General features: G+C 54.1%; 20 protein-coding genes. 12 read left to right on the top strand and 8 right to left on the bottom strand.

The genetic code is table 11. The annotated features are described in order from the left end of the window. The coding region (locus tag CEE36_06445) for a hypothetical protein (protein ID TKJ42717.1) at window positions 1–170 on the bottom strand (170 nt) is incomplete at its 3' end. 274 nt (window positions 171–444) lie between these two features. Here CEE36_06445 and CEE36_06450 point away from each other — a divergent pair. After that, window positions 445–1,230, top strand: coding sequence for a hypothetical protein (locus CEE36_06450; protein TKJ42718.1), 786 nt, complete (start codon window positions 445–447; stop codon window positions 1,228–1,230). 79 nt (window positions 1,231–1,309) lie between these two features. Next, complete coding sequence (locus CEE36_06455) at window positions 1,310–2,824, top strand: hypothetical protein (GenBank protein ID TKJ42719.1); 1,515 nt, start codon at window positions 1,310–1,312, stop codon at window positions 2,822–2,824. A gap of 73 nt (window positions 2,825–2,897) precedes the next feature. On the opposite strand, the gene CEE36_06460 is transcribed toward CEE36_06455, so the two are convergent. From CEE36_06460 to CEE36_06490, 7 genes are all read right to left on the bottom strand, one after another. After that, window positions 2,898–3,575 (bottom strand): hypothetical protein, encoded by a 678-nt coding sequence (locus tag CEE36_06460; GenBank protein ID TKJ42720.1) that lies wholly within the window; start codon window positions 3,573–3,575, stop codon window positions 2,898–2,900. 383 nt (window positions 3,576–3,958) lie between these two features. Beyond that, window positions 3,959–5,038, bottom strand: a complete 1,080-nt coding sequence (locus CEE36_06465) for a hypothetical protein (GenBank protein ID TKJ42721.1) — start codon at window positions 5,036–5,038, stop codon at window positions 3,959–3,961. A gap of 81 nt (window positions 5,039–5,119) precedes the next feature. Beyond that, window positions 5,120–5,905 (bottom strand): hypothetical protein, encoded by a 786-nt coding sequence (locus tag CEE36_06470; protein TKJ42722.1) that lies wholly within the window; start codon window positions 5,903–5,905, stop codon window positions 5,120–5,122. Then, window positions 5,902–6,873 (bottom strand): hypothetical protein, encoded by a 972-nt coding sequence (locus CEE36_06475; GenBank protein TKJ42723.1) that lies wholly within the window; start codon window positions 6,871–6,873, stop codon window positions 5,902–5,904. Before CEE36_06475 ends, CEE36_06470 begins: the two co-directional genes overlap by 4 nt. Window positions 6,874–6,893: 20 nt before the next feature. Further along, entirely contained in the window at window positions 6,894–8,033 is a 1,140-nt protein-coding gene (locus CEE36_06480; GenBank protein TKJ42724.1) for a hypothetical protein, read from the bottom strand. A 164-nt stretch (window positions 8,034–8,197) separates the two neighbouring features. Continuing rightward, window positions 8,198–9,865, bottom strand: coding sequence for a hypothetical protein (locus CEE36_06485; protein ID TKJ42725.1), 1,668 nt, complete (start codon window positions 9,863–9,865; stop codon window positions 8,198–8,200). 70 nt (window positions 9,866–9,935) lie between these two features. Further along, the gene (locus CEE36_06490; protein TKJ42726.1) at window positions 9,936–11,639 is read right to left on the bottom strand and encodes a hypothetical protein; all 1,704 of its coding nucleotides are present in this window, start codon (window positions 11,637–11,639) and stop codon (window positions 9,936–9,938) included. 228 nt (window positions 11,640–11,867) lie between these two features. On the opposite strand from CEE36_06490, the gene CEE36_06495 reads away from it, so the two are divergent. From CEE36_06495 to rpe, 10 genes are all read left to right on the top strand, one after another. Beyond that, window positions 11,868–12,839: a hypothetical protein gene (locus CEE36_06495; protein TKJ42727.1), complete on the top strand. Its 972-nt coding sequence runs from the start codon at window positions 11,868–11,870 to the stop codon at window positions 12,837–12,839. Between the two features lie 52 nt (window positions 12,840–12,891). Then, window positions 12,892–13,809, top strand: coding sequence for a UDP-3-O-(3-hydroxymyristoyl)glucosamine N-acyltransferase (gene lpxD / locus CEE36_06500; GenBank protein ID TKJ42728.1), 918 nt, complete (start codon window positions 12,892–12,894; stop codon window positions 13,807–13,809). Next, window positions 13,787–14,602, top strand: a complete 816-nt coding sequence (locus tag CEE36_06505; protein TKJ42729.1) for a hypothetical protein — start codon at window positions 13,787–13,789, stop codon at window positions 14,600–14,602. Before lpxD ends, CEE36_06505 begins: the two co-directional genes overlap by 23 nt. Continuing rightward, window positions 14,568–15,017 (top strand): 3-hydroxyacyl-[acyl-carrier-protein] dehydratase FabZ, encoded by a 450-nt coding sequence (gene fabZ / locus CEE36_06510; protein TKJ42730.1) that lies wholly within the window; start codon window positions 14,568–14,570, stop codon window positions 15,015–15,017. Before CEE36_06505 ends, fabZ begins: the two co-directional genes overlap by 35 nt. 13 nt (window positions 15,018–15,030) lie before the next feature. Beyond that, on the top strand, window positions 15,031–15,819 hold the full coding sequence (locus CEE36_06515) for an acyl-[acyl-carrier-protein]--UDP-N-acetylglucosamine O-acyltransferase (GenBank protein TKJ42731.1): 789 nt from the start codon (window positions 15,031–15,033) through the stop codon (window positions 15,817–15,819). A 2-nt stretch (window positions 15,820–15,821) separates the two neighbouring features. Then, a complete protein-coding gene (locus tag CEE36_06520; GenBank protein ID TKJ42732.1) occupies window positions 15,822–16,088 on the top strand; it encodes a hypothetical protein in 267 nt (88 codons plus the stop codon). After that, window positions 16,088–16,831, top strand: coding sequence for a hypothetical protein (locus CEE36_06525; GenBank protein ID TKJ42733.1), 744 nt, complete (start codon window positions 16,088–16,090; stop codon window positions 16,829–16,831). The genes CEE36_06520 and CEE36_06525 overlap by 1 nt, the downstream gene beginning before the upstream one ends. 18 nt (window positions 16,832–16,849) lie before the next feature. Further along, the gene (locus tag CEE36_06530; protein TKJ42734.1) at window positions 16,850–17,587 is read left to right on the top strand and encodes a hypothetical protein; all 738 of its coding nucleotides are present in this window, start codon (window positions 16,850–16,852) and stop codon (window positions 17,585–17,587) included. Window position 17,588: 1 nt separating this feature from the next. Further along, window positions 17,589–18,347, top strand: coding sequence for a hypothetical protein (locus tag CEE36_06535; protein ID TKJ42735.1), 759 nt, complete (start codon window positions 17,589–17,591; stop codon window positions 18,345–18,347). A gap of 66 nt (window positions 18,348–18,413) precedes the next feature. Beyond that, the gene (gene rpe / locus CEE36_06540; GenBank protein TKJ42736.1) at window positions 18,414–19,055 is read left to right on the top strand and encodes a ribulose-phosphate 3-epimerase; all 642 of its coding nucleotides are present in this window, start codon (window positions 18,414–18,416) and stop codon (window positions 19,053–19,055) included. The last annotated feature ends 543 nt before the right edge of the window (window positions 19,056–19,598 follow it).

Raw genomic sequence — 19,598 nt, forward strand, 5'->3', positions numbered from 1 at the left:
TTCTCCTCAGGCGCCTTGTCAATCTCATCAAAAGGCGTAAATTTAGCTCCGCCCGCAAAGCCCAACACCTTGGTTATCGCCGCTGTCAACGTGGTCTTACCGTGATCCACGTGACCTATAGTTCCTATGTTTATGTGCGGCTTCGATCTATCAAACTTGGCCTTCGCCATTTGCTTTCCTCCTTCAAAACTACAGAACAAAAAACATCGCGCAGCAAACCCCTCCCCTTTGCTTGCGAACTTTTCTTACCCACGTTGGTCAGGAAATACCGACCACCTTTCCGGCAGAGCGCCAGAATCAAAAAGTATAGCGATAAGTCGAGCTTTGTCAACCCCTAAGAGTGCGTGCGCCAAGGGATGGTTACCAAAATAGAAGAATAGAGTAGATTTTTGATAAGGCAATGCGGGCACTTGACAGAGCACACAATTATCAATAGACTGCATCATGAAACGTGCAACAATACTTCCCCCATTATTATCTCTCTTGATCTTCTCGGCGTGCGGAGACAAGGGCAAGGCAGAGTCCCCGAAGTTTGTCTCCGACGGGGAGATGATAGAGATTCTTACACCTGCGAAGGGTGATACCTTCTCGTGGACTCTGGTAACAGGTAAAGCAAGCCTCGCACAAGGGATGTTCCCCATTGAGCTTCACGGCGAGAATGCAGAAGTGCTCGATAGACGCAGTGTGATCCTTGCGGGCAAGGCGCCGGATACCTTTGAGTTCGCGATGGGCATTCCGGTTAAAGAAGACGCCGCTCCACAGAAGGCACGCATAAGGGCATACTCGCAGGCCGCAGCGCAGGCCGGTTCTCTGGATGCCGCGATTGTCTTCTGCTACATTATTCCAGGTTCAGGTGCGGCCCACGGAACCATCCTGCGCTACTACACCGCCTTGGACACCAACGACTTCAAAGCGGCCTACGACCTTCTGGTAGCCGAAGGCCAGGCTTATCCCAATCTCTACGGCGGCGAAGCTACCTTCTCCCCGCGTCCCAAATTCAAGACCTTCAAGACCTGGAAGAAGAAAGCAGAGCACCTGCGAGTTCTGAGCCTGCGTCCGGAGACGATGTACGATCTTCCCACCGAGGGACTCTTCTGCTACCGCGCAAAGGTCGAACATAAGGTAGGCGAAGAGGTCACTGTCGAGGATACATACGTCTTCCTCAAACGCCAGCCCGACGGCTTCTTCAAGATTTACCGTCCACGGAAGGACCCGCACAAAGCAGACTAGCAAGTCACTCTGCCCGTATTAGGGAATATTTCGTTACTTAGGGGGTAGGAGAGGATATAGAGAGCATAAAGGAGGCGTAATGACCCGTAACACCCCCCGTAACACCCGTAACACATCACCTGCGTCCCGCGTGATGCGACGTAAGTTCTTGATAGTGCTTCTACCGCTGGTGCTAATTGCACTCGTGGGTTCTGAGACGGATGATCCCCTGACGCCGGAGTCGGGCGAGATGCAGGTTATTGAACCGGTTCCACAGGTTGCCTCTGGAGCAGGGGATCTTATCGGCGATGGAATGGAGAGCCTGGAGCGAAATCCCGAACTTGATGTGAAGACGTTTACCGCAAAGGACGGCCGCAAGGGCTGGAAGGTGAAGCTCGAGCGCTCACTCCCGTTGCCTACCCCGGCTGTGGTTGACGGCAGGGTCTATGTGGGCGGTGGCTTCGGCTCATACGAGTTCTACGCCCTTGATGCCTCCTCGGGCAAGCCTTTGTGGCTCTTTCACTGCGCAGACGACGGCCCGACCGCCGCGGTGGTCTCAAAGGGATATGTGGCGTTCAATACGGAAAGCTGCATACTCTACGTTCTCGACGCGAAAACAGGCAAGAAGATATGGGGGCGCTGGCTTGGCGATCCGTTGATGAGCCAGCCAGCGATTGCGGAGGAACGTGTGGTGATGGCCTATCCTGATCAGCGCGGCGGTCATTCCCTTGCCTGTATGGGACTTCGCGACGGTAGCCAATACTGGACTCAGTCCATCCCCGGCGAGGTGATCACGGCCCCGGTCATCGCCGAGGGCAAGGTCTACGCGACCACCCTTGAAGGTTCGGTTCACTGCTTTGATCTTTCCACCGGTAAGAAGATCTTCTCCAAAGAACATCAGGCCACCTCAGCACCCTGGGTATGGCGCGGCGAGATATACGTGAGCCTTAGGGAGGACTCCGAGCGCGTCGTGGGCGGCGAGAGTAAAACGGTGCGCACCGAGGGCCAGGGACGTCTGACCAAGGCAGGTCTGCGTGACAACAAGACCCTCTGGGCCAAGCAGGAGGCAGAGTATCTTAACGTTGAGAGCGGTTCCAGATATGCATCCGAACAGGCAGCACTTGACGCCTCGGTGGGATTTACCTCGGCTCCATCGGCTGCCAAGCTCGCTCAGAGCGAGGCCAACCTGGGCATCGCCTCAGTGTCAGGTGTGTGGGCCTACCAGGGGTCAAGACCCACGTTAATCCACGGCGTCTCCTATTCCTCGATGGGCGATACCCTGAAGGCGCTTGAGGCTGAGTCCGGTAAGGTTATCTGGACAAGTTACATCCAGATCAAGGACTCCCCTGGCGGAAGGCCCTTTTCCCCACCTTCCTATGCTGCTGGAAAGCTCTATATAGGAGCGGTCTCAGGTGAGATCATCTGTCTTGACGCTGAAACCGGCCACGAGCTCTGGCGTTATGCCTGCGGCGAGCCGATACGCTTTCAGCCTGCGATAGCCGAAGGCAGCATCTACTGGGGAACCGACTATGGCAGTCTCTTCTGTCTAGACGCAAAGGACCGCAATGCTCACGGCTGGCTGATGTGGGGTGGCAACGCGCAGCATAATTTTTAAAGTCTCACTCCTCGGGGAAAGGATCAGAGATAGCAATCTGTACGGGCCAGGTTAGACGCCCAGTGGGTATGTTTTAGGCCAACGCAGGAACTGCCTTGGAGCCGCGCAGGAACATGAAAACGCCTGTCTCCTCACAGGTTGCGTTTTCAAAGGGCGATGAAGCAAGTGCTGAGTGGGCGTAGTCGGTGCTGACAAAGTCAATCCATACGAGTTTACCCATGATCCGAGCCAGCAGTCGGCCCAGAGGGCCGAAGCCCGCCGTGCGGCAGAACTCCTTCATCTCCTCGTAGTTGAACCCCTGCTTGCCGTCTATGATGAACATCTCTCCACCGGGTTTCAGCACCCGGTAGAGCTCTGCAAACATTCGCTTTGGGTTATCCCAGTGATGGAATGTGAATGAGTTGATCACCAGATCGAACGTGCTATCAGCAAAGCTCAGGTTGTATGCATCCTCGCACTGAGCGATAACACGGTCTGCGAGTTTGTTCCGGCGGATAACCTTGCGATTCATACGTACCATGTCCGGTGCGAGGTCGGTCGAGTATACCTTAAGTTGGGGATACTTCTCGGCGAGTGCCACACCCAGATAACCGGCTGCGGCTCCGACGTCTAGAACCTTACCCTTGGGATTGCCTACAGGTATCCAGCGAGCGAACTGCTCGTAGATCTTCAGGAAGAATACCTTAGTGTAGAAGTCGTAGAGCCTGGAATGCGGGAAATTAAAAACAACAGGCTCCATACGTATCACCATAAAACCCCTTTCCGAGGAGGGAAATCGCCCTCAATTATCTCTCCTCCATGTAATGGATTATTTTTACAAACTATACAGTTTTGAAAGAGTTTGTCAATACATAAAAGACTGTAGCTGAGCATGAATTATATCGCTATGGAGGTGTCGTTAGGACGGCATACTCGATCCGCAGCCGCTCAGATCCTTCTTGTATCCTCACGGCCCTACGTTCTCCCCTGCCCACGGCCCGGCGCAGAGGTTGACGTTGAAGGAACCGGCGCGCTCAGCCCTTGGTTGTTGCGGCGATAGTAGCTTCCATATCACTTATAATTACCTCGGCACCGCCCGCCACCGGATGGGCGCTGACGCCTCGGCAAGTAGTGTGCCTATGGCTTTTGATTCAATTACTGCTTATCCTTATAGGAATGCAGCACATCCCTCATCCAAAGCACGGCTTCCTTGAAGATTCTCAAGGCGGATTCGTCGCGCAAAAGCTCAAACTTGAAAGTGGGGTAATACTCCGAGAAATTCTTTGCTTCGATACTCACTCCTGGTATTTCGTTCAACTTATTCCTCAGGATTTCCATGTCATTCTCTTTGGCTACGGGAGATAAATATCCAAAATTGATGTAAAGAAAGCCGTTGGTAAAAAGGGAAAAGATGGAAGGCGTTCTCGACGCACTTCTAACCTTGAATGTGAATGAACCGTTGACAGCACCTGTTCCCCAAGAAACTATATCGGCTTCTTTTTTGGAAAACTCATAGAGGTTACGTGCAAGGGGAAAGAGGTTTTCGCCTAGACTCCGCGCTTCCTCAAAGAATGAAGCCTCATCCCACCTTCGCCTTTTGGCTGTGGGTCGTTGTTTGCCGGTCGCCTCCTTTACTTCCGGCCCTCCATACAGACGCGGCACAAGCAACTCGCGTTTGTCGTCCTTGAAGTACTCTAACTCCAGCGCCCCTACCGTGCAGTCGCTGTGTGCGTTGAGGTAGAGGATGATCTCCCGAAGTTCTTCATTGATACTGTCAACCGCCACGATGAGCGTGAACTCGCCCCGCTTGAGGTTATCCGCCAAATTCTCCTTGAACATGGACTCCTCAAAATCCTCCAGCTTGCTAGCTATCGTTTCGTAGAGAGGTGCATCGGCCAGCCTATCAAACGTCTCCACGAACTCATCTGCCGACATCTTGGTAAGGAAAGCGGCATATTCCAGAAGCTGGCCGATGACCATCCGCCTTACCTCGTGGCTCTTTGCCAGCTTGCACTCGATGATGGTAATTGCCCCATCCTGATTAACTGCAATGATATCGGTTGCACCTGAGCCGGGAAGCCCGAACTCGCTGACGGAGACGAGAAGAGGTGGTTCCAGAGGTATCAGGCTGATGTCTTTGTTTAGCAATTCCTGAAGGTGGGCTTCGCTGTCATAGTGAGACTCATCCAACGGCTTCCATCCTTTCTCACCCTTGCTTCGCACCATGATTTTCATAATGTAAACCTCCTCGATTATCCGTGGAGTATATAACGGTTACGGATAGCTGTCAATCGCTCTATTTCCCCTCCATCCATTCTACTCCTTTGCCTTATCTCTTGCCAATCTTTGAAGGCTAACCTCCAGGGTCGTCCAAACCTCGGTATCCAGCCCCCACAGGGTCTGCTCAAGACAGAGACTCACTGACCAGTCTTGACCGAATCTGTATTGTTTTTCAACCTTAGCTGACCAATCTATACTAGTCCGATCATTAAAGTCGAAAGGCCCGCTCTTGTCCGGCAGAAACGCCGCAAGTGACGAGGAAAGGAACCATCCTTTCGGCACGAGGTATCCGGCCGCAATGATTGTGCCGTTCCCTAGGTCGACTCCGTCTGGATTGACCCCTTGCCAGAGCAGGTCAACTTGGAGTGGAAGCCGAGCTCTAAAAAGGTAACCGATTCCTGCCGAAGCCGACCAATGGCCTTCACCAAGCCGGTCGTAGTAGCTTCCTGCAGGTATCAGGATGTTGAAGTTCAAAGACAGCTTTTTATTGATAAAGGCCTCCAAACCAAAGTCGGCGTCGCCCAATCCGATCTCCCAATTTGAATATCCAGGGCTTAAAAAGCCGAGAAGCCTTGCCCTGATCCCGCCGTGAGGGTAGAGGGTAAAGTGAGCGACACTAATCGGCCAACCGAACTCAAGTTCCAAGTTGTGCTCTAAGTCGTGCAGACAGCCGTTGGCGCGAAGTTCGGGAAGAAGCTGAGTGGTATAGCGGGAACCGTAGTATCCCGTCCTAAAGGAGAGTTCCAGAGAGTTTAATTCCCACTGGATTGGTTGAACCGGTGCAGGTAGATACATTAAGAGAATTACAGTCAGTACGCTCATCGCCAGAACTCCTTCAGGAGTTCCTGGGCTTCTTTCCCCTGGGGGGAGTAACCGCTAGGAGAGATGTTTTCAGGATCAGAACTCCAAAACCAGAAGTAGATGCCCGCCAGCCACTGTTTACATGGGAAGGCCTCAAGCACCACCCGGTAGCACTCCGCCTGTTCAGCTTCGCTCATGACTCCTTCGCTTCTCCAGTCCCACGGTCTTTGCGGGGTATCGCCTATGCTTCTGAAGCCTATCTCCGTAATGATGATCGGGATTCCAACCTTATCGGCAAAACCGTCGAGGCGGTCGAACCATTCGCATAGATTTGTTAGATATACTTCAACATCGTCGTTATCCCGGGAAGCAAGTGGTGCGAAGAAATCGATCCCTGCAAAGTCCAGGACATCCCAGAACTCAACACTATTGATAGCATCCCAATTGGCGGCATAGGTTAGCTCTCCTGGGTAGCGGCTACGTATAGACTCAATTAGTTCTCTCCACTGGGGTTCACGAGAAAGGGAGTTAAGCTCAGTACCGACGCAAAGCCTCTCTATGCCGTATTCCTCACAGATATCGGCGTAGTGCAGGATCATCTCGCGATAAGATTCAAACCAGGCATCGATGTCAGAGGGCTTGATCTTCCCTCTCCATTCTCCAGTTTCAACGTCAAGGTGGGGCTTAAGCATCAGGTGAAACTCATACCTGCGAGCTATCTGGATGGCTCGAATAAGACTGGAGTCGGAGACCGTGCGTTGGGTGCGATGGATATCGGTGGAGTTGACGCCCTCCTGATACCACGTTGAAACCAGTGTAACCCAGTCTCCGCCGCAATCTGCGAGGTCGGCAAGAGATTCATCAAGCTCATCTGCTTCATAGCCATCTATCCGCCAGGATGGCAGGTTCATCCCGTGTTCGTATGGATGCGGCGAGGTAAACCTGGGGGCTTGATCACAGAAAGATAAGAGGGTTACCCCGAGCACCAAGTAAACGCGAAGGATTAGTTTTATTTCCCCTCCATCCATTCGAGCATGGCAAGGAATTTGTCAGGATGGATGAAGTGACCACCCTCAAACTCCTCCAGAGTAACCTCGTAGCTGTGCTTCTCCAGGCGTTTGTAGGCGTTCTTGCCCGCCTCGTATGGGACCACCTTGTCCTCGGTTCCGTGAACGATGAGAACCTGCAGGTCTTTGGCCTGCGCAAGCACCTCGTCGGTCAGCTTATCATCCAGCCAACCGCCGAAGGAAGCGATGCCGGCGAAGCGATCTGGATGCGCAAGCCCCGCCATATACGTCAACCCCGCGCCCTGAGAGAATCCGAAGAGATAGACCCTGGTTGTATCAATCGGGTACTGAGCGATGAGTTCATCCAGCATATCCATGACGAGGTCTGCCGAGCGCTCAAAAGAAAACTGTCTCGTTTTGCCGTCGGGTGCCGCCTCAAGCACCCAGCTGTGGCCGATCTCTGCCCCTATATCCAGTGGATAAGGGGCGTCAGGGACGCAGATAAAGTATGAAGAGAGCTTTGCTGTGATCTCCTCGCTTTGCTCAAGCTCTTCCACATCGGTAAATAGATGCATGGAGTTTTGAGCCGATCCTCCACGTCCGTGAAGGAACACAAGAAGGGGAGAAGCTTTGGTGGAGTCGTAATCAGCGGGATAGATAAGGCTTGCAAGCTGGATTGTTTGGGTATGGAATGAGAATGATCCTATGCCGGCCTCCTCTTCCTCTTTTGTCTCCTCCTCGAATCTTGCCATAAGTTCCTTGAAGGCCTCAGCTTTGCGAACCTTTTTGAAGTCAGGGTCCTTCTTTATATGTTCGAGATCACTGAAGCCTCGCTCCCATGCGGCATTAAGGAATGCGACCGCACGCTTTTCATCACCCACTAATCCGTAGCAGCAGGCCAAGTTGTAGATCGCGGTCACGTTATCCGGCTGGTAATGGGCTACCGCGAGGTAGTATCGGGCAGCCTCCAGATAGTTTTCTTTATTGTAAGCCTCACGGGCAAGCATGTGCAGGCTGTCTGGATTGGCGGTGAAGACCTGTGCAGGTTCTACTGTGCTGGGGTCTATGTGTTGCGGGTTGTTCCAATCCACAGCAAGCAGTGGAAGGGCTAGAAACAGACAAAGCGTTAGGTTTTTCGCCATGAATTCTCCTTGGTTTTGACAACTATAAGCTGATTCATTGAGGGTGTCAACTTTTTTGTACTGGGGTCCTTACCCTTAAGTTTCAGGGAGCCTACGTTGTCTTTGGCCCTTTGTGTAAACTAAAAAGCGGCGGGTGCCTATGATGCCGCCCGCCGCCAAAAGCTTTAGAATTTAAAGATCGCCGAGAGCTTCCAGTTGCCCATGTCGGTTAGGTCGGAAAAGCCCATCAGGTCGATCTGGAGGTTTTTGGTTATCTTGAACCCGATCCCGAAGTCGTAGGTTACCTTATCCAGCGTCTCTTTCTGTTCGCCCTCGGCGTGCCCAATGTCATAGGGGAGGTAGGTAGTGGAGGCATCGCTGGTGCCGTCGCCGAACTGGGTGTAGGTCTCTGTATAGATGGCACTTGTTGCCTCAGCCCAGGTGCGGTAGGTGCTCATCTCGTGAACGTAGGTGGCACCCAGACGAAGCGCCAGCCATTTGAGGGGCGTGAACTCGACCCCGACCGGGAAGTGGAAGGCCATGCTAAAGGCCTCGTTAACCAGATAGTCTGAGTATGTCTTAAGGGTGGTCGTAGTAACGTCCGTGACCTCTCCCATGCCGTCGCCGTCGTCGAGCGAAGTCAGGGTGGAGTCGGTGTGATCGTTATAGGTGGAGTCTCTTCCTGAAGAGCCGGCAAAGTGCACCCCGAGTCCGAAGGTGACCATCTCGTTTATAGCAAAGACGCCTTTGACCCCGAGGTTGTAAGCCAGGCCGGAGTATGAGCCTGAGCCTGCGGCAAGGGTTGAGTTTATGTTGGCCGTGGTCCGGGTGAAGGTATCGGGCGGTTCCTCGTAGTCCTCAAGCAGGGTGTCTATGCTGACGTCCGTGATACCTGCACCGTCTTTCCATCTCCAGGTTCGATACTCTACGCCGCCAAAGAACCAGACCTCCTGTCCTTCGTCGATCTCGTAGATGCCCAGAAGCTCCACCGGTATCCCCATGCCCGAGTAAGGCCAGGTTCCAAGATTGTTCACCACGGTGTCGGTTCTCGTGTCCAGACCCGGGTAGCTCTCGGCCAGGGAGTAGCGGTAAAGGGTATCAAGCCCCTTGTTGCCGCTGAAGATATCCGCGCCCAGGTAGCCGGAAAGCTGGAGATAATCGATCTCTGTCCAGGCTCCCAGCTTTATCCGGTTACTCATCTCGGTGGTGGTGAACTCGTTGAATGAGTAGGCGGTGTCGTAGGTGTCCAGGCCGGTGGTGTACGAATAATTGCTGATGATCTGATTATTGTCCGCAGGGAACCAGCTTATCTTGTTGCTGCCATGATAGTATCCAAGTCCCATACTGAACGTCTCGCCGAGCGTGTATCCCAGGCCGAGATAGCCGTCAAAGTCGTTGCGGGTGTGGTATGCGTCCACGACCTCGGTAGCGATGTCGGTTCCGATAATCGAGCCGTCGTCAGGATCGACCTGATAGTTGGTATCGGCCTTAGCGCCATGGCCCCAGTACGTGTCGCCGTCGATATCGATTGAGTCGGCGAAGCGCAGCATCCGGGTGTCGAACACCCCGGCTGCACCGAGCGGCGGGCCCCAGCCTTTGCCTCCGATGAGATAGAAGCCTGGTCCCTGGAATCCGATCGAATCGGACAGGGGATGCTCCTCCGCGGTAACGAAGTTGGCAAGGTTGGTGTAGAGCTGGTAGCCCTCGATTAAAGGGATGCGTGCGGGATCAGCCAGGAACCAGTCGTAGTCGTCCCACAGTATGCCTGCGGTTGAGGCGTAACGGAAGGAGTTAGGGGTGTATGCGAGAGCCGCGATCACCACCGCAAGCAACAGTGATGTTGCTTTTTTCATAAACCCTCCTTTGGGTTTTAAAAACCGGACGAGGGAGGAGATTGATTCCCCTCCCTCGGGATGTTTGATTCTAAGAATTGCCACTACCTTGTGTGGGGCGTTCTATAACCGGCAGAAGGTCTTCTCTTACTGGACTGGCAGGGGCAGCAGGCTTATTCCATCTCGAATCAAGAATCACCTCCATGCCTGACTGGCTTTGAACCACCGCACGCATGAAGTAGGTCTCATTCCACCTTTCCCACACATCATCAGGCGGCGGGTAGTAGTCCCATGCCCGGCCGTTGTTTACCGGGTCATAACCATAAGCTGTGGAGTCGCTCGTGGAGAGGTATTCGATGCCGACGTAGAAATCCCCGCTGACCATAATGTTGTAGGACTCGAGGTCAACGTCATACCATTCTGTGCTGGGGTTGATGTTGAATCCGGAGATGAGATCAGAGCCAGGCGTTCCTCCTGCATCGTCCAGGACGCGAACCTTGACCGGTCCCTTGACCTTTGTGAAGTAGTAGCGGGCGGTTTTGAGCTTCCAGGTGCCTGCCGGAGGGGTCATCCTGACCGCCGACACGTAGCCGGCTCCGGGCCAGAAATAGCCACCGGTAGGGGTGCCGTCATCGTAAGCCAACTCAACCTCTTCTATCACTATCTCTTCAAGGGTGGCGTCGATGGTGGTGGTTTCGCCGGCTGTTACCTCCACCGTATCCACCCAATCCTTGTAGCCTTCTTTCGTAAGCTTCACGATATGCGAACCCGGGCTTACGTCTTCGAACAGGTGGTTGGTCAGCTGGTCGGTGTTGGAGCCGTCAAGCCATATCTCGGCGCTCGTGGGCGTGGAGTTGACCTGGAGATTACCGGTAGCCGATGAAAGATTTGCATCTATGGTTGTTGTCTGGCCGCCCACCACCTCCACCGTATCTACCCAATCGGTGTAGCCCGCCAATACGAGCCTTACGACGTACGACCCCGGCATCATCCTCTCGAAAAGGTGATCGGTTACCTCGCCAGTGTTTGAACCGTCAAGCCAGATCGCAGCCCCTTGGGGGGTGGAGTTAACCTGAAGATTGCCCCATTGGATAAGGGTTGCATTGACGGTGGTGGTCTGGCCTGCCACTACCTCTACCGTATCTTCCCAATCGAAGTAGCCTTCCTTGACGAGCTTCACCCGGTAGGAACCGGTCGCCAGTGGATCGAACAGGTGATCGGTCACCTGGCCGGTGTTTTCACCGTCCAGCCATATCTGGGCCTCTTCGGGGGTGGAGTTCACCTGCAAGGCTCCGGCCTCGGCGAGGTTCGCTTCGACGATTGTGGTATCCTTAGATTTCACCTCAACCGTCCGCTCCCAGTCGAAGAAGCCTCCCAGCACGAGTTTCACTTTATGGGAGCCCGGTCTCACGCCAGTAAAAAGATGATTGGTAACCTCACCGGTGTTTTCATCGTCAAGCCATATTTGGGCACCTGGAGGGGTGGAGTTTACCTGGAGAGCACCGGGGACCACTTGCAACGAGGCGTTTACGGTTACCGTATCTCCGCCTTCGATCTCCACCGTTTGGGTGTGTTGGATATACCCCTCAAGGGTGATGCTTACGGTGTGAGAACCCACAGCAACGTCCTCGAGCAAGCAGTTGGTCTTCTGACCTGTAAGGCGACCGTCGAGCAGGACGCTTGCGCCCGCAGGGGTCGAGTTGACGGCGATCCACCCGATATCCAGGGGTTTCTCGCACACCACAAGCCCCACGGTCAACCCTACTAATAGCCATACTCGGAGTTTTTCCATCATGTCTCCTCTTGTTGACTACTGAATTTTACATAAGTATTGGAAGGAGTCAAGCTTACCCATGCACTTGTGAACGTCCTCTTCCTGACCGTACTCTATCCCTTTGGTGCAGGCTCAACCGTGATCTCCCCTCATCTTCTTGATTCCTGGCAGCGCTCATGTCCTCGATAGTATCGGTTGGTTGGTGCGAGCTGGCTTGACAAACCAGCCTGGGGCGTTAAAGTTCAAGCTATGGGGAATAAAACTTTAGCTATAGCCATCGTGGTGCTTTCAGCGCTCTGTTGTGTATGGGCGCAGGATAAGATCGCCTTTGTAGATTCAGACAAGATCCTTACCGAGTTTGAGGACGCAAAGATCGCACGCGCCACCCTGAACCAGTCAGTGCTTCAGTGGACATTCGAACTGGATTCACTTAAGCGGGCTTATCAGACCGCGGAGGATGAGTTCAAGGCACAGCAGCCCATGCTTTCTGAAGAGGCGCTGCGCGCCAGGCAACAGGAACTTACAGCCATGCGGCACCAGCTCGAGACGTTTGGGCAGGATATATGGGGCAAGGACGGCAAGGTAGACCAGAAGCACCGCGAGATTTTTGCCACGGTGATCGACAGGATAAACACGGTGATTGAAGAGATAGCTCAACAGAAGGGGATCTCGATCGTGCTTGACGTAGCCACAGGAAGCTTTCTTTACGCCGACGTCTCCCTGGATATCACCCCCGAGGTTATCGAGGAGCTGAACCGGGAATACGCAGCAATCGCCTCAAGCGCCAAGAAGAAGGTGGTGGTTTTCGGTATCGCCGCCTTGGATGAGAAGAGTCAGTCTGAGGAACTCGGCAAAAGGGTGCGCAGGGTGGTCCTTAAGGTTGTCTCACAGTTTGAGCAGGAGCTGAGGCTTGAGCTTCTTGCAGATCACGAGGTTGAGCCGATGCTTTTGCAATACGGCGGTTCGTTCGATCGTGAGCTGGAGGAGGCGACCGCATTGGAGATAGGCCGAAATCTGGATGCGGAGTTCGCCTATATGGGGACGGTCCAGCGGCAGGGTGGTGACATCGTGGTGACCTTAAAGCTTCTTAAGCCCAAGGAAGATGAGGTCTTCCCACCGGTTACCGATAGGATTTCCGAGAAGGAAGAGGCCCTGTTTGAGCCGAAGGTAAGCGGGCTTGCGGCCAAGCTTCAGGCCTATCTTATTGCCAGCAAAGAGTGATGCAGGGATAGCAAGTCCTGCGGATAGGAGTAACTAAAGCGGAGGGTAAGCTGTGACTGCTGGTGAGTTGGCCAGACTGCTAGGAGGAGAGCTTTTGGGGGATGGGGGGGTAGAACTTGTGCGTCCGGCTGCTTTTGAGGAGGCATCGCCTGATGAGCTTACCTTCTACGACGGGGATGATACAGCAGAGCTTTCAGCTTCTCATGCAGGGTGCATCATCACCGGGTTGTATCCTGAGAGGTTTTCAGCGTGCTCCATTATTTCCCTCCACGAGGTACGTCAATCCTGGGTTAAAGCCCTGGAAACATTTCCACGGGCTTCAGAGGAACAATCTCCAGACCTCGTTTACGTATCGGATTCTGCCTTGGTTGATTCCTCCTCTGTGATTCTGCCTTTTACCTATGTTGGACCCGAAGTTCGGATCGGCCCGGATTGCCTCATAGGTCCTAACGCAACCATCCATGCACGTTCTAAGATAGGGGCACGCGTGAAGATTGGCGCAGGATCGGTCATCGGCTCACCAGGCTTCGGGTATGTTCAGGATCCCGACGGTAATCACCATCACATCCCGCATCTGGGCAGGGTGGTGATCGAGGAAGACGTTGAGATCGCGGCAGGTGTTTGCATCGACCGCGGCACCGTAAGCCAGACAGTTATCGGCAAGGGAACCAAGATAGACAACCTGGTTCATATCGCGCATAACGTGCGGGTAGGCAAGAATTGTCTCATAACCGGCCAATGCGGTATTGCCGGCTCCTCGGTCCTGGAGGATAAGGTGGTGCTTGCAGGGCAAGTGGGCGTCAAAGACCACGTCCACATTGGAGAAGGGGCGGTGGTACTTGCTAAGTCAGCAGTGTTTAAGAACATAGGAGCCGGAGAGGTTGTCTCCGGCATACCTGCCCGCCCTCACCGCCTAACCCTGCGCGCGCAGGCGAGGCTTTTTAGAGATGACCCTTCAAAGGACAATTAAGGCCCCCTTCGAGCTTGGCGGTCCCTGCCTGTGGGGCAGGGGCTCCAGCCGTGTCAGAATCCGACCCGCTGAGCCGGATACAGGGCTTCTTCTGCGCCGCATTGATAAGAACAGCACCTTCCCGGTTTCTATCCAGAATGCACTGCTTCGTTCTCACAGGGTAGTCCTTAGGAATGGCAAGGATGAGCTTGCCTTCGTGGAGCATCTCCTGGCCGCCTTGTGGGGGATGGGTATAGACAACGCTTACGTGGACGTTGAAGGGGCGGAGCTGCCCTTCCTCGACGGGAGTGCGTTGCCTTACGTTCAGGGTATCAAGAAGGTTGGGGTGGTTACCCAAGGGGTCTCTCGACTGCTGCTGGAGGTTTCTGCATCGCTCGTGGTGATTGAAGGCGCTCGTTTTTTATACGTGTCTCCGGCAGCAGAGCTCAGGTTGAGCTACATCTTTCTTCATCGCGGTTTGAGGATTCGGCGGTTTCAGAATATCGAGGAGGTCTTTGCCTCCCAGATCGCCCCTGCGCGGAGCTTTGCTACAGGCGATTACCCTTCCTTTCCCTACCCTTTCCTGATACGTCACAGCGGCAACCTGAGCTTTCCTTATCCACCCAGATTCGCCGATGAGATGCTGCGCCACAAGGTGCTTGATTTGATCGGCGATCTGGCTTTGATTGGAATTCGAGCACCGGTTAAGATCCGGGCGTTCGGGACCGGTCACCGAGAGACACATAGGGCCATCAAAATTCTTCTCAAGGAGGTTTTAGATGACAGCTTTGGATATAGACGCCATTCGAACTAAGCTGCCTCACCGCTACCCCTTCCTGATGGTTGATCGGATAACCAGGATCGATGAAAAAGAGATCTGGGGTTACAAGAACGTAACACACAACGAACCTTTTTTTGCGGGACACTTCCCCGGCTTCCCGGTGATGCCGGGTGTTTTGATCATCGAGGCCATGGCCCAGCTTTCGGGGCTCATTATCCTTGCCAAGCGAGAAAGCGAGGAGCGCAACATGTTATTCATGGGCGTGGACAAGGTTCGCTTCCGCAGGCCTGTAAGACCGGGTGACAGACTGGACATGCACGCTCGTTTGATCTATCACCGCGATGCTGAGCAGACCGAGCAGGCCAAGATAGAGGCAGAAGCCCATGTAGACGGCGAGCTTGCCGCGTCGGGAACCTTTGTAGTGGGGCTTTTCCCCAAGGAAGAGTAGCCGCGTCCAAAGGATGAGCAAGATCCATCCCACAGCCGTCCTGTCAGCAGGCGCCCGCTTGCATGAGGGGGTAAGTGTCGGTCCATACGCGGTGATCGAAGAGGATGTAATAATCGGAGCCGAAACACGCATCCTCTCACATGCTGTCATCAAACCACATGTGCGTATCGGCAAGAACTGTATGATAGCAGAGCACGTGGTGTTGGGCGGTCTGCCCCAGGATACCCGATTTGCGGGTGAGCGAAGCTTTCTTGTCCTCGCAGATAACGTCACGATTCGCGAGTTCGCCACCCTGCACAGGGCCACAGGTGAGGGCGAGGCAACGAAAGTCGGCAAGGGTTCATACATCATGGCCTACGCGCATGTCTCGCATAATTGCAAGTTAGGAGGGCAGGTGACCCTGGCAAACGGTGTTCAGCTTGCAGGACACGTTGAAGTCGGTGAGCAGGCCTTTCTGGGAGGTTCAAGCGGGGTTCACCAGTTCGTCCGCATCGGGCGGCTTGCCATGCTTGGCGCACACTCCTACCTGACGCAGGATCTGCCCCCTTTTCTTCTCGGTTCCGGACATCCATTTCACGTCGCCGGGGTGAATCGTGTGGGACTTGAGCGGGCTGGATTCCCACCCGAGCTCCGCAGGCTCATAGCAAAACTCTGCCGTATGTTCTACCGGGACCCCAGACCGCGTGATAAGGTGCTGGCTGAGCTTTTACCCAAGGAGCGTTTGATACCTGAAGTGGCGGAGTTCTTGAACTTTATAGACTCTAGCCGGCGTGGGATTCGTCTTAAGACTCGAGTGCGCTAGTTATGCGTTTGATCCAGGTGCGGGTGGTTACCAGAGCCTCAAGACGCCGCGTTGAGGAACTCGGAAGGGATTGCTTTAAGGTCCGGGTGCATTCTGCTCCCGAGAGGGGACGGGCGAACGCGGAGGTAAAAGAGCTCCTGGCGAGATACTTCGGGATACCGCGCTCAAGTGTTAGTCTTATCAAGGGCGAGCGCTCACGCAATAAAACCTTCGCGCTTGACATGTTTCAAGATAGCCGTAAGATTACAGATCACAAGAAGGAGGATTGATGGCCAAATACCTTTTGGCGATGCTTATCGTGGCTGCAGCCGGGGTTGTCCTTCTGGCCCTGGACTGCGACAGGCTTGATGAACCTTTATACGAAACGGAACTCGGTAAGATAAGGGTGCAGACAGAAACGGTATACCTTACTGAAGAAGAGGGGCCCTCCTCATACGCCCTGGTTAATTTTTCCTGGCAGGGGCTTTCAGAAGATGATGGTGAAGGTGTGGTAGTGGAGAGAAAGATCAATGGAGACTTTATTGTGCTAGATACGTTGCGTGATCTTGCAGAAGGGATGGAATTTAGCGACCCTGAAACCCTGGGCATTGATGAAGCCACCTACCGGTTGCTTTTGCTCAGGCAAGATCGGGCACTTGTGCTTGAGGAGTTCACCTGCACCCCGTTTGCAGGCCTTGTGTTTCATCTCCCGGACACCGTCTTGGCCGAGGAGGGCAGGGTGGTCTTATCGTGGGATCCCATCGAGGGGATTAGCGAATACGAGGCTCGACTGATGACCCTGCAGGCGCTTGCTCCGATTCCAAAAGGTGAGACTATTGTAAATGCCACAGTTAAACCGGATGGCAAGACGGTAGTTTGGGAGATAGATGCGGATAAACTGGATAAGCCTGCCAACTACATCCTCCAGGTGAAGGCCAGCTTGAAGGATGAAGAACGCTTGCGTAGTATCAGAGGCTCAAAGCTTTTTGTTTTGGGAGGCTCGGGTGAAGAAGAGGAAGAAAACAACGACTAATGGAGGAGGGATACCATCATGAACGAACAAAAAAGATCAAATAACCGGGCGTTGTGGATCTCGGTGCTTATCTGTGCCGGGGTCGCCTTGCTTATTTCTGCTGGGGTTACCTTAGGGTTGCAGATCCCAGGTTTTCTTGCGCGGCGTCCACGCCCAACCCCTGAGATAGTGGGCCTTAGCGTTGAGGAAGCCGAAGTGGTGGTTGAGCCTTACCGCTTCGTGATTCTTCCGGTAGGAGAGAACCCAAGCGATCTTGAGGAAGGGGTGATACTTTCCCAGGATCCGGAGCCCGCTGAACCTATTTGCCTTGGTGGGATCATCCGTGTCGTTTTGAGCACCGGAAGGCCGATAATAGAGGTGCCCCAGCTTGCCGGGTTTGAGTTGCTCCATGCAACCGAGTTGTTGCAGGCCGCCGGGCTCTTCGTCTCCGACGTTGTCTCAAAACACGATACATTAGCTGAGGATTTGGTGATAGGAACCGATCCTGAGGCGGGAACCGCAGTGGAGAAGGGAAGTAAGGTTACGTTGTTCGTGAGCCTTGGTCCCGAGCTTGTTGAGGTTCCTAAGGTAACAGGCCGCAAACTCTCAACGGCTCGAAAAACGATAGAGGAGCAGGGGTTTGTGGTAGGCGCTATAACCTACAGGGTAACGGGCGAGTACTACCAGGGAACCGTGATGAAACAGACGCCCAAGGCGGGCGAGATGGCTCCAAAGGGCTCACAGATAGATCTGGTGGTTGCAGGGGTTCTTCGCTAGAATGGCAGAGAGATCCGCCCCTAGCATTGTTCTGAAGGTCGCTGTGGTCGTAGGGATTGTTATCGGTGGGTTTTTTGCACTTGGCATTCTGGGATTTCTTGTAGGGAATTACATAGTGGTGCCTTTGATAGTAGGCAAAGGCGACGAGGTCGAGGTTCCTGAGGTGGTAGGTCTGCCTCTGGAGGAGGCGATTGTTCTCCTCGAAGAACAGGGCTTCGAGTCTGTGGCTGATGAGAAGCGGCCTGATACACTCTATGTGGAAGGAACAGTCTTAGAGCAGAGGCCTGGGGCCGGGAGCAAGGTCAAGAAGGGCAGGTTGGTGCAGCTTACCGTATCCTCGGGAGAGGAGTCGGTTCGCGTTCCCTACCTCTTGGGTCTTACCCTGGAGCAGGCCACGGCTATAGCCCAGCGCCGCAACTTTGAGATCGAGCAGGTGGATACCGTGCAGAGCGATACCGTTCCCCTAGGAAGAATCGTAGCCATGAAGCCTGACCCGGAGATTCGTGTTGCGAAAGGAACCAAGCTTCGTCTCTACATCTCCGCCGGTCCAATTGGCAAGACGATCCCCATGCCCAACCTTATAGATATGCCCCTTGAGAAGGCCCGAGCGCTGCTCGATGCCGATTCGCTTATCCTGGGAGAGATTCGCAAGCACCCCATCGCAGGCAAGGGCGGGATTGTGTTGCTTCAGTCTCCTGAGCCCGGGGTATTTGTTGGGAAAGGGGACACGATAAGGGTTACCGTGGGCCAGGAGCCTTGATCCTGGCTTGCCAGCGTGTTAATGGGCGATGATTGTCTTGAGTTGTTAGATTGATGAAAGTACGTGATGGTTGAGTTTTCCGCTTCAATACTTAACTGTGATTTTACCCGCCTTGGCGAAGAGATACGTACCGCGGAGGCAGCAGGGGTGGACGCGTTCCATCTCGACGTCATGGACGGGCATTTCGTCCCCAACATAAGCTTTGGTCCGCCGGTGACCAAACATATCAGGAATCTCACCGAACTCCCGCTTCGCGCTCATCTGATGATTGCCGACCCCGTAAAGTACGCACCTAAGTTCATTGAGACGGGCGCTGATGAGGTGCTCTACCACATCGAGGTCGCGCGTGAGGACACCCTGCCCAAGCTGCTTGAACACGGTAAACCGATAGGCGTTACCCTGAATCCGGACACCGCACTTGAAAGCGTCTATCCAATCCTGCCAAAACTCTCGCAGGTGCTTTTAATGAGCGTTTTCCCCGGTTTCGGCGGCCAGAGTTTTATCCCCGAGACGCTCCAAAGGATCACTGCTCTCAAGTGCGAGATCGAGCGCCAGGGACTTTCTGTGCACATTGCTGTTGACGGCGGGATCAATCCCCAGACCGCGCCGGCGATTCGCGAGGCCGGGGCTGACATACTGGTGGTTGGCTCGGCGCTTTTCCGATCAAAAGACTACGCCGCGGTCGTGCGGGCGGTCAAGGGCGGGTGAAGTCAAATTTAAAAGTGCAAAATGCACCCAACCGGGGCACTAACGCAAAGCACAAATTACGGCAGTCATTGCGAGGAGTGACGACCGAAGGGAGGCGGGACGCGGCAATCTCAGTACCAGAAAGTCAAAAACCGGGGCACGAACCCTATCATAATACAGCGGCGCTATGAGATTGCTTCCCTTCCCCGTCTCCTGTGGAGACGGACTACGGTCGCAACGACGGTTTGGAGTGCAACAAGCGTCTTGTTGCATCCTGGAATTCATCGCAACGACAGGGGGGTCCCCAAGCGATTGCGAAGCAATCGCTTGGGGTAAGAGCGACACGGTCGTTGCACTCTAAAATATAAAGGGGTTGCCCTTGGACACCCCCACCCTACCCTCCGCCAGACTGTGGTACTTCGCCCCATCAAGAGGGAGGCGATAAAAATTATCCCCCTCCCCGGTGGAGGGATAACCCAAAGGCTTTGCAGCTACAATTTCCCCCTCCCTGGTGGAGGGGGACGGCACGCAGTGCCGGGGGAGGGGATTCAGAAAGGCTCCTCC

It is taken from the genome of candidate division TA06 bacterium B3_TA06, assembly GCA_005223075.1.
Lineage (GTDB): Bacteria > Hydrothermota > Tepidihabitantia > B3-TA06 > B3-TA06 > B3-TA06.

Excerpts from the sequence above, each read along its gene's own strand:
- CEE36_06485 (TKJ42725.1), bottom strand. The coding sequence starts at position 9,865 with ATGAAAAAAGCAACATCACTGTTGCTTGCGGTGGTGATCGCGGCTCTC.
- fabZ (TKJ42730.1), top strand. The coding sequence starts at position 14,568 with ATGACAGCTTTGGATATAGACGCCATTCGAACTAAGCTGCCTCACCGC.
- CEE36_06460 (TKJ42720.1), bottom strand. The coding sequence starts at position 3,575 with ATGGTGATACGTATGGAGCCTGTTGTTTTTAATTTCCCGCATTCCAGG.
- CEE36_06450 (TKJ42718.1), top strand. The coding sequence starts at position 445 with ATGAAACGTGCAACAATACTTCCCCCATTATTATCTCTCTTGATCTTC.
- CEE36_06535 (TKJ42735.1), top strand. The coding sequence starts at position 17,589 with ATGGCAGAGAGATCCGCCCCTAGCATTGTTCTGAAGGTCGCTGTGGTC.
- CEE36_06480 (TKJ42724.1), bottom strand. The coding sequence starts at position 8,033 with ATGGCGAAAAACCTAACGCTTTGTCTGTTTCTAGCCCTTCCACTGCTT.
- CEE36_06530 (TKJ42734.1), top strand. The coding sequence starts at position 16,850 with ATGAACGAACAAAAAAGATCAAATAACCGGGCGTTGTGGATCTCGGTG.
- CEE36_06515 (TKJ42731.1), top strand. The coding sequence starts at position 15,031 with ATGAGCAAGATCCATCCCACAGCCGTCCTGTCAGCAGGCGCCCGCTTG.
- rpe (TKJ42736.1), top strand. The coding sequence starts at position 18,414 with ATGGTTGAGTTTTCCGCTTCAATACTTAACTGTGATTTTACCCGCCTT.
- CEE36_06465 (TKJ42721.1), bottom strand. The coding sequence starts at position 5,038 with ATGAAAATCATGGTGCGAAGCAAGGGTGAGAAAGGATGGAAGCCGTTG.
- CEE36_06495 (TKJ42727.1), top strand. The coding sequence starts at position 11,868 with ATGGGGAATAAAACTTTAGCTATAGCCATCGTGGTGCTTTCAGCGCTC.
- CEE36_06505 (TKJ42729.1), top strand. The coding sequence starts at position 13,787 with ATGACCCTTCAAAGGACAATTAAGGCCCCCTTCGAGCTTGGCGGTCCC.
- CEE36_06490 (TKJ42726.1), bottom strand. The coding sequence starts at position 11,639 with ATGATGGAAAAACTCCGAGTATGGCTATTAGTAGGGTTGACCGTGGGG.
- CEE36_06525 (TKJ42733.1), top strand. The coding sequence starts at position 16,088 with ATGGCCAAATACCTTTTGGCGATGCTTATCGTGGCTGCAGCCGGGGTT.
- CEE36_06470 (TKJ42722.1), bottom strand. The coding sequence starts at position 5,905 with ATGAGCGTACTGACTGTAATTCTCTTAATGTATCTACCTGCACCGGTT.
- CEE36_06455 (TKJ42719.1), top strand. The coding sequence starts at position 1,310 with ATGACCCGTAACACCCCCCGTAACACCCGTAACACATCACCTGCGTCC.
- CEE36_06520 (TKJ42732.1), top strand. The coding sequence starts at position 15,822 with ATGCGTTTGATCCAGGTGCGGGTGGTTACCAGAGCCTCAAGACGCCGC.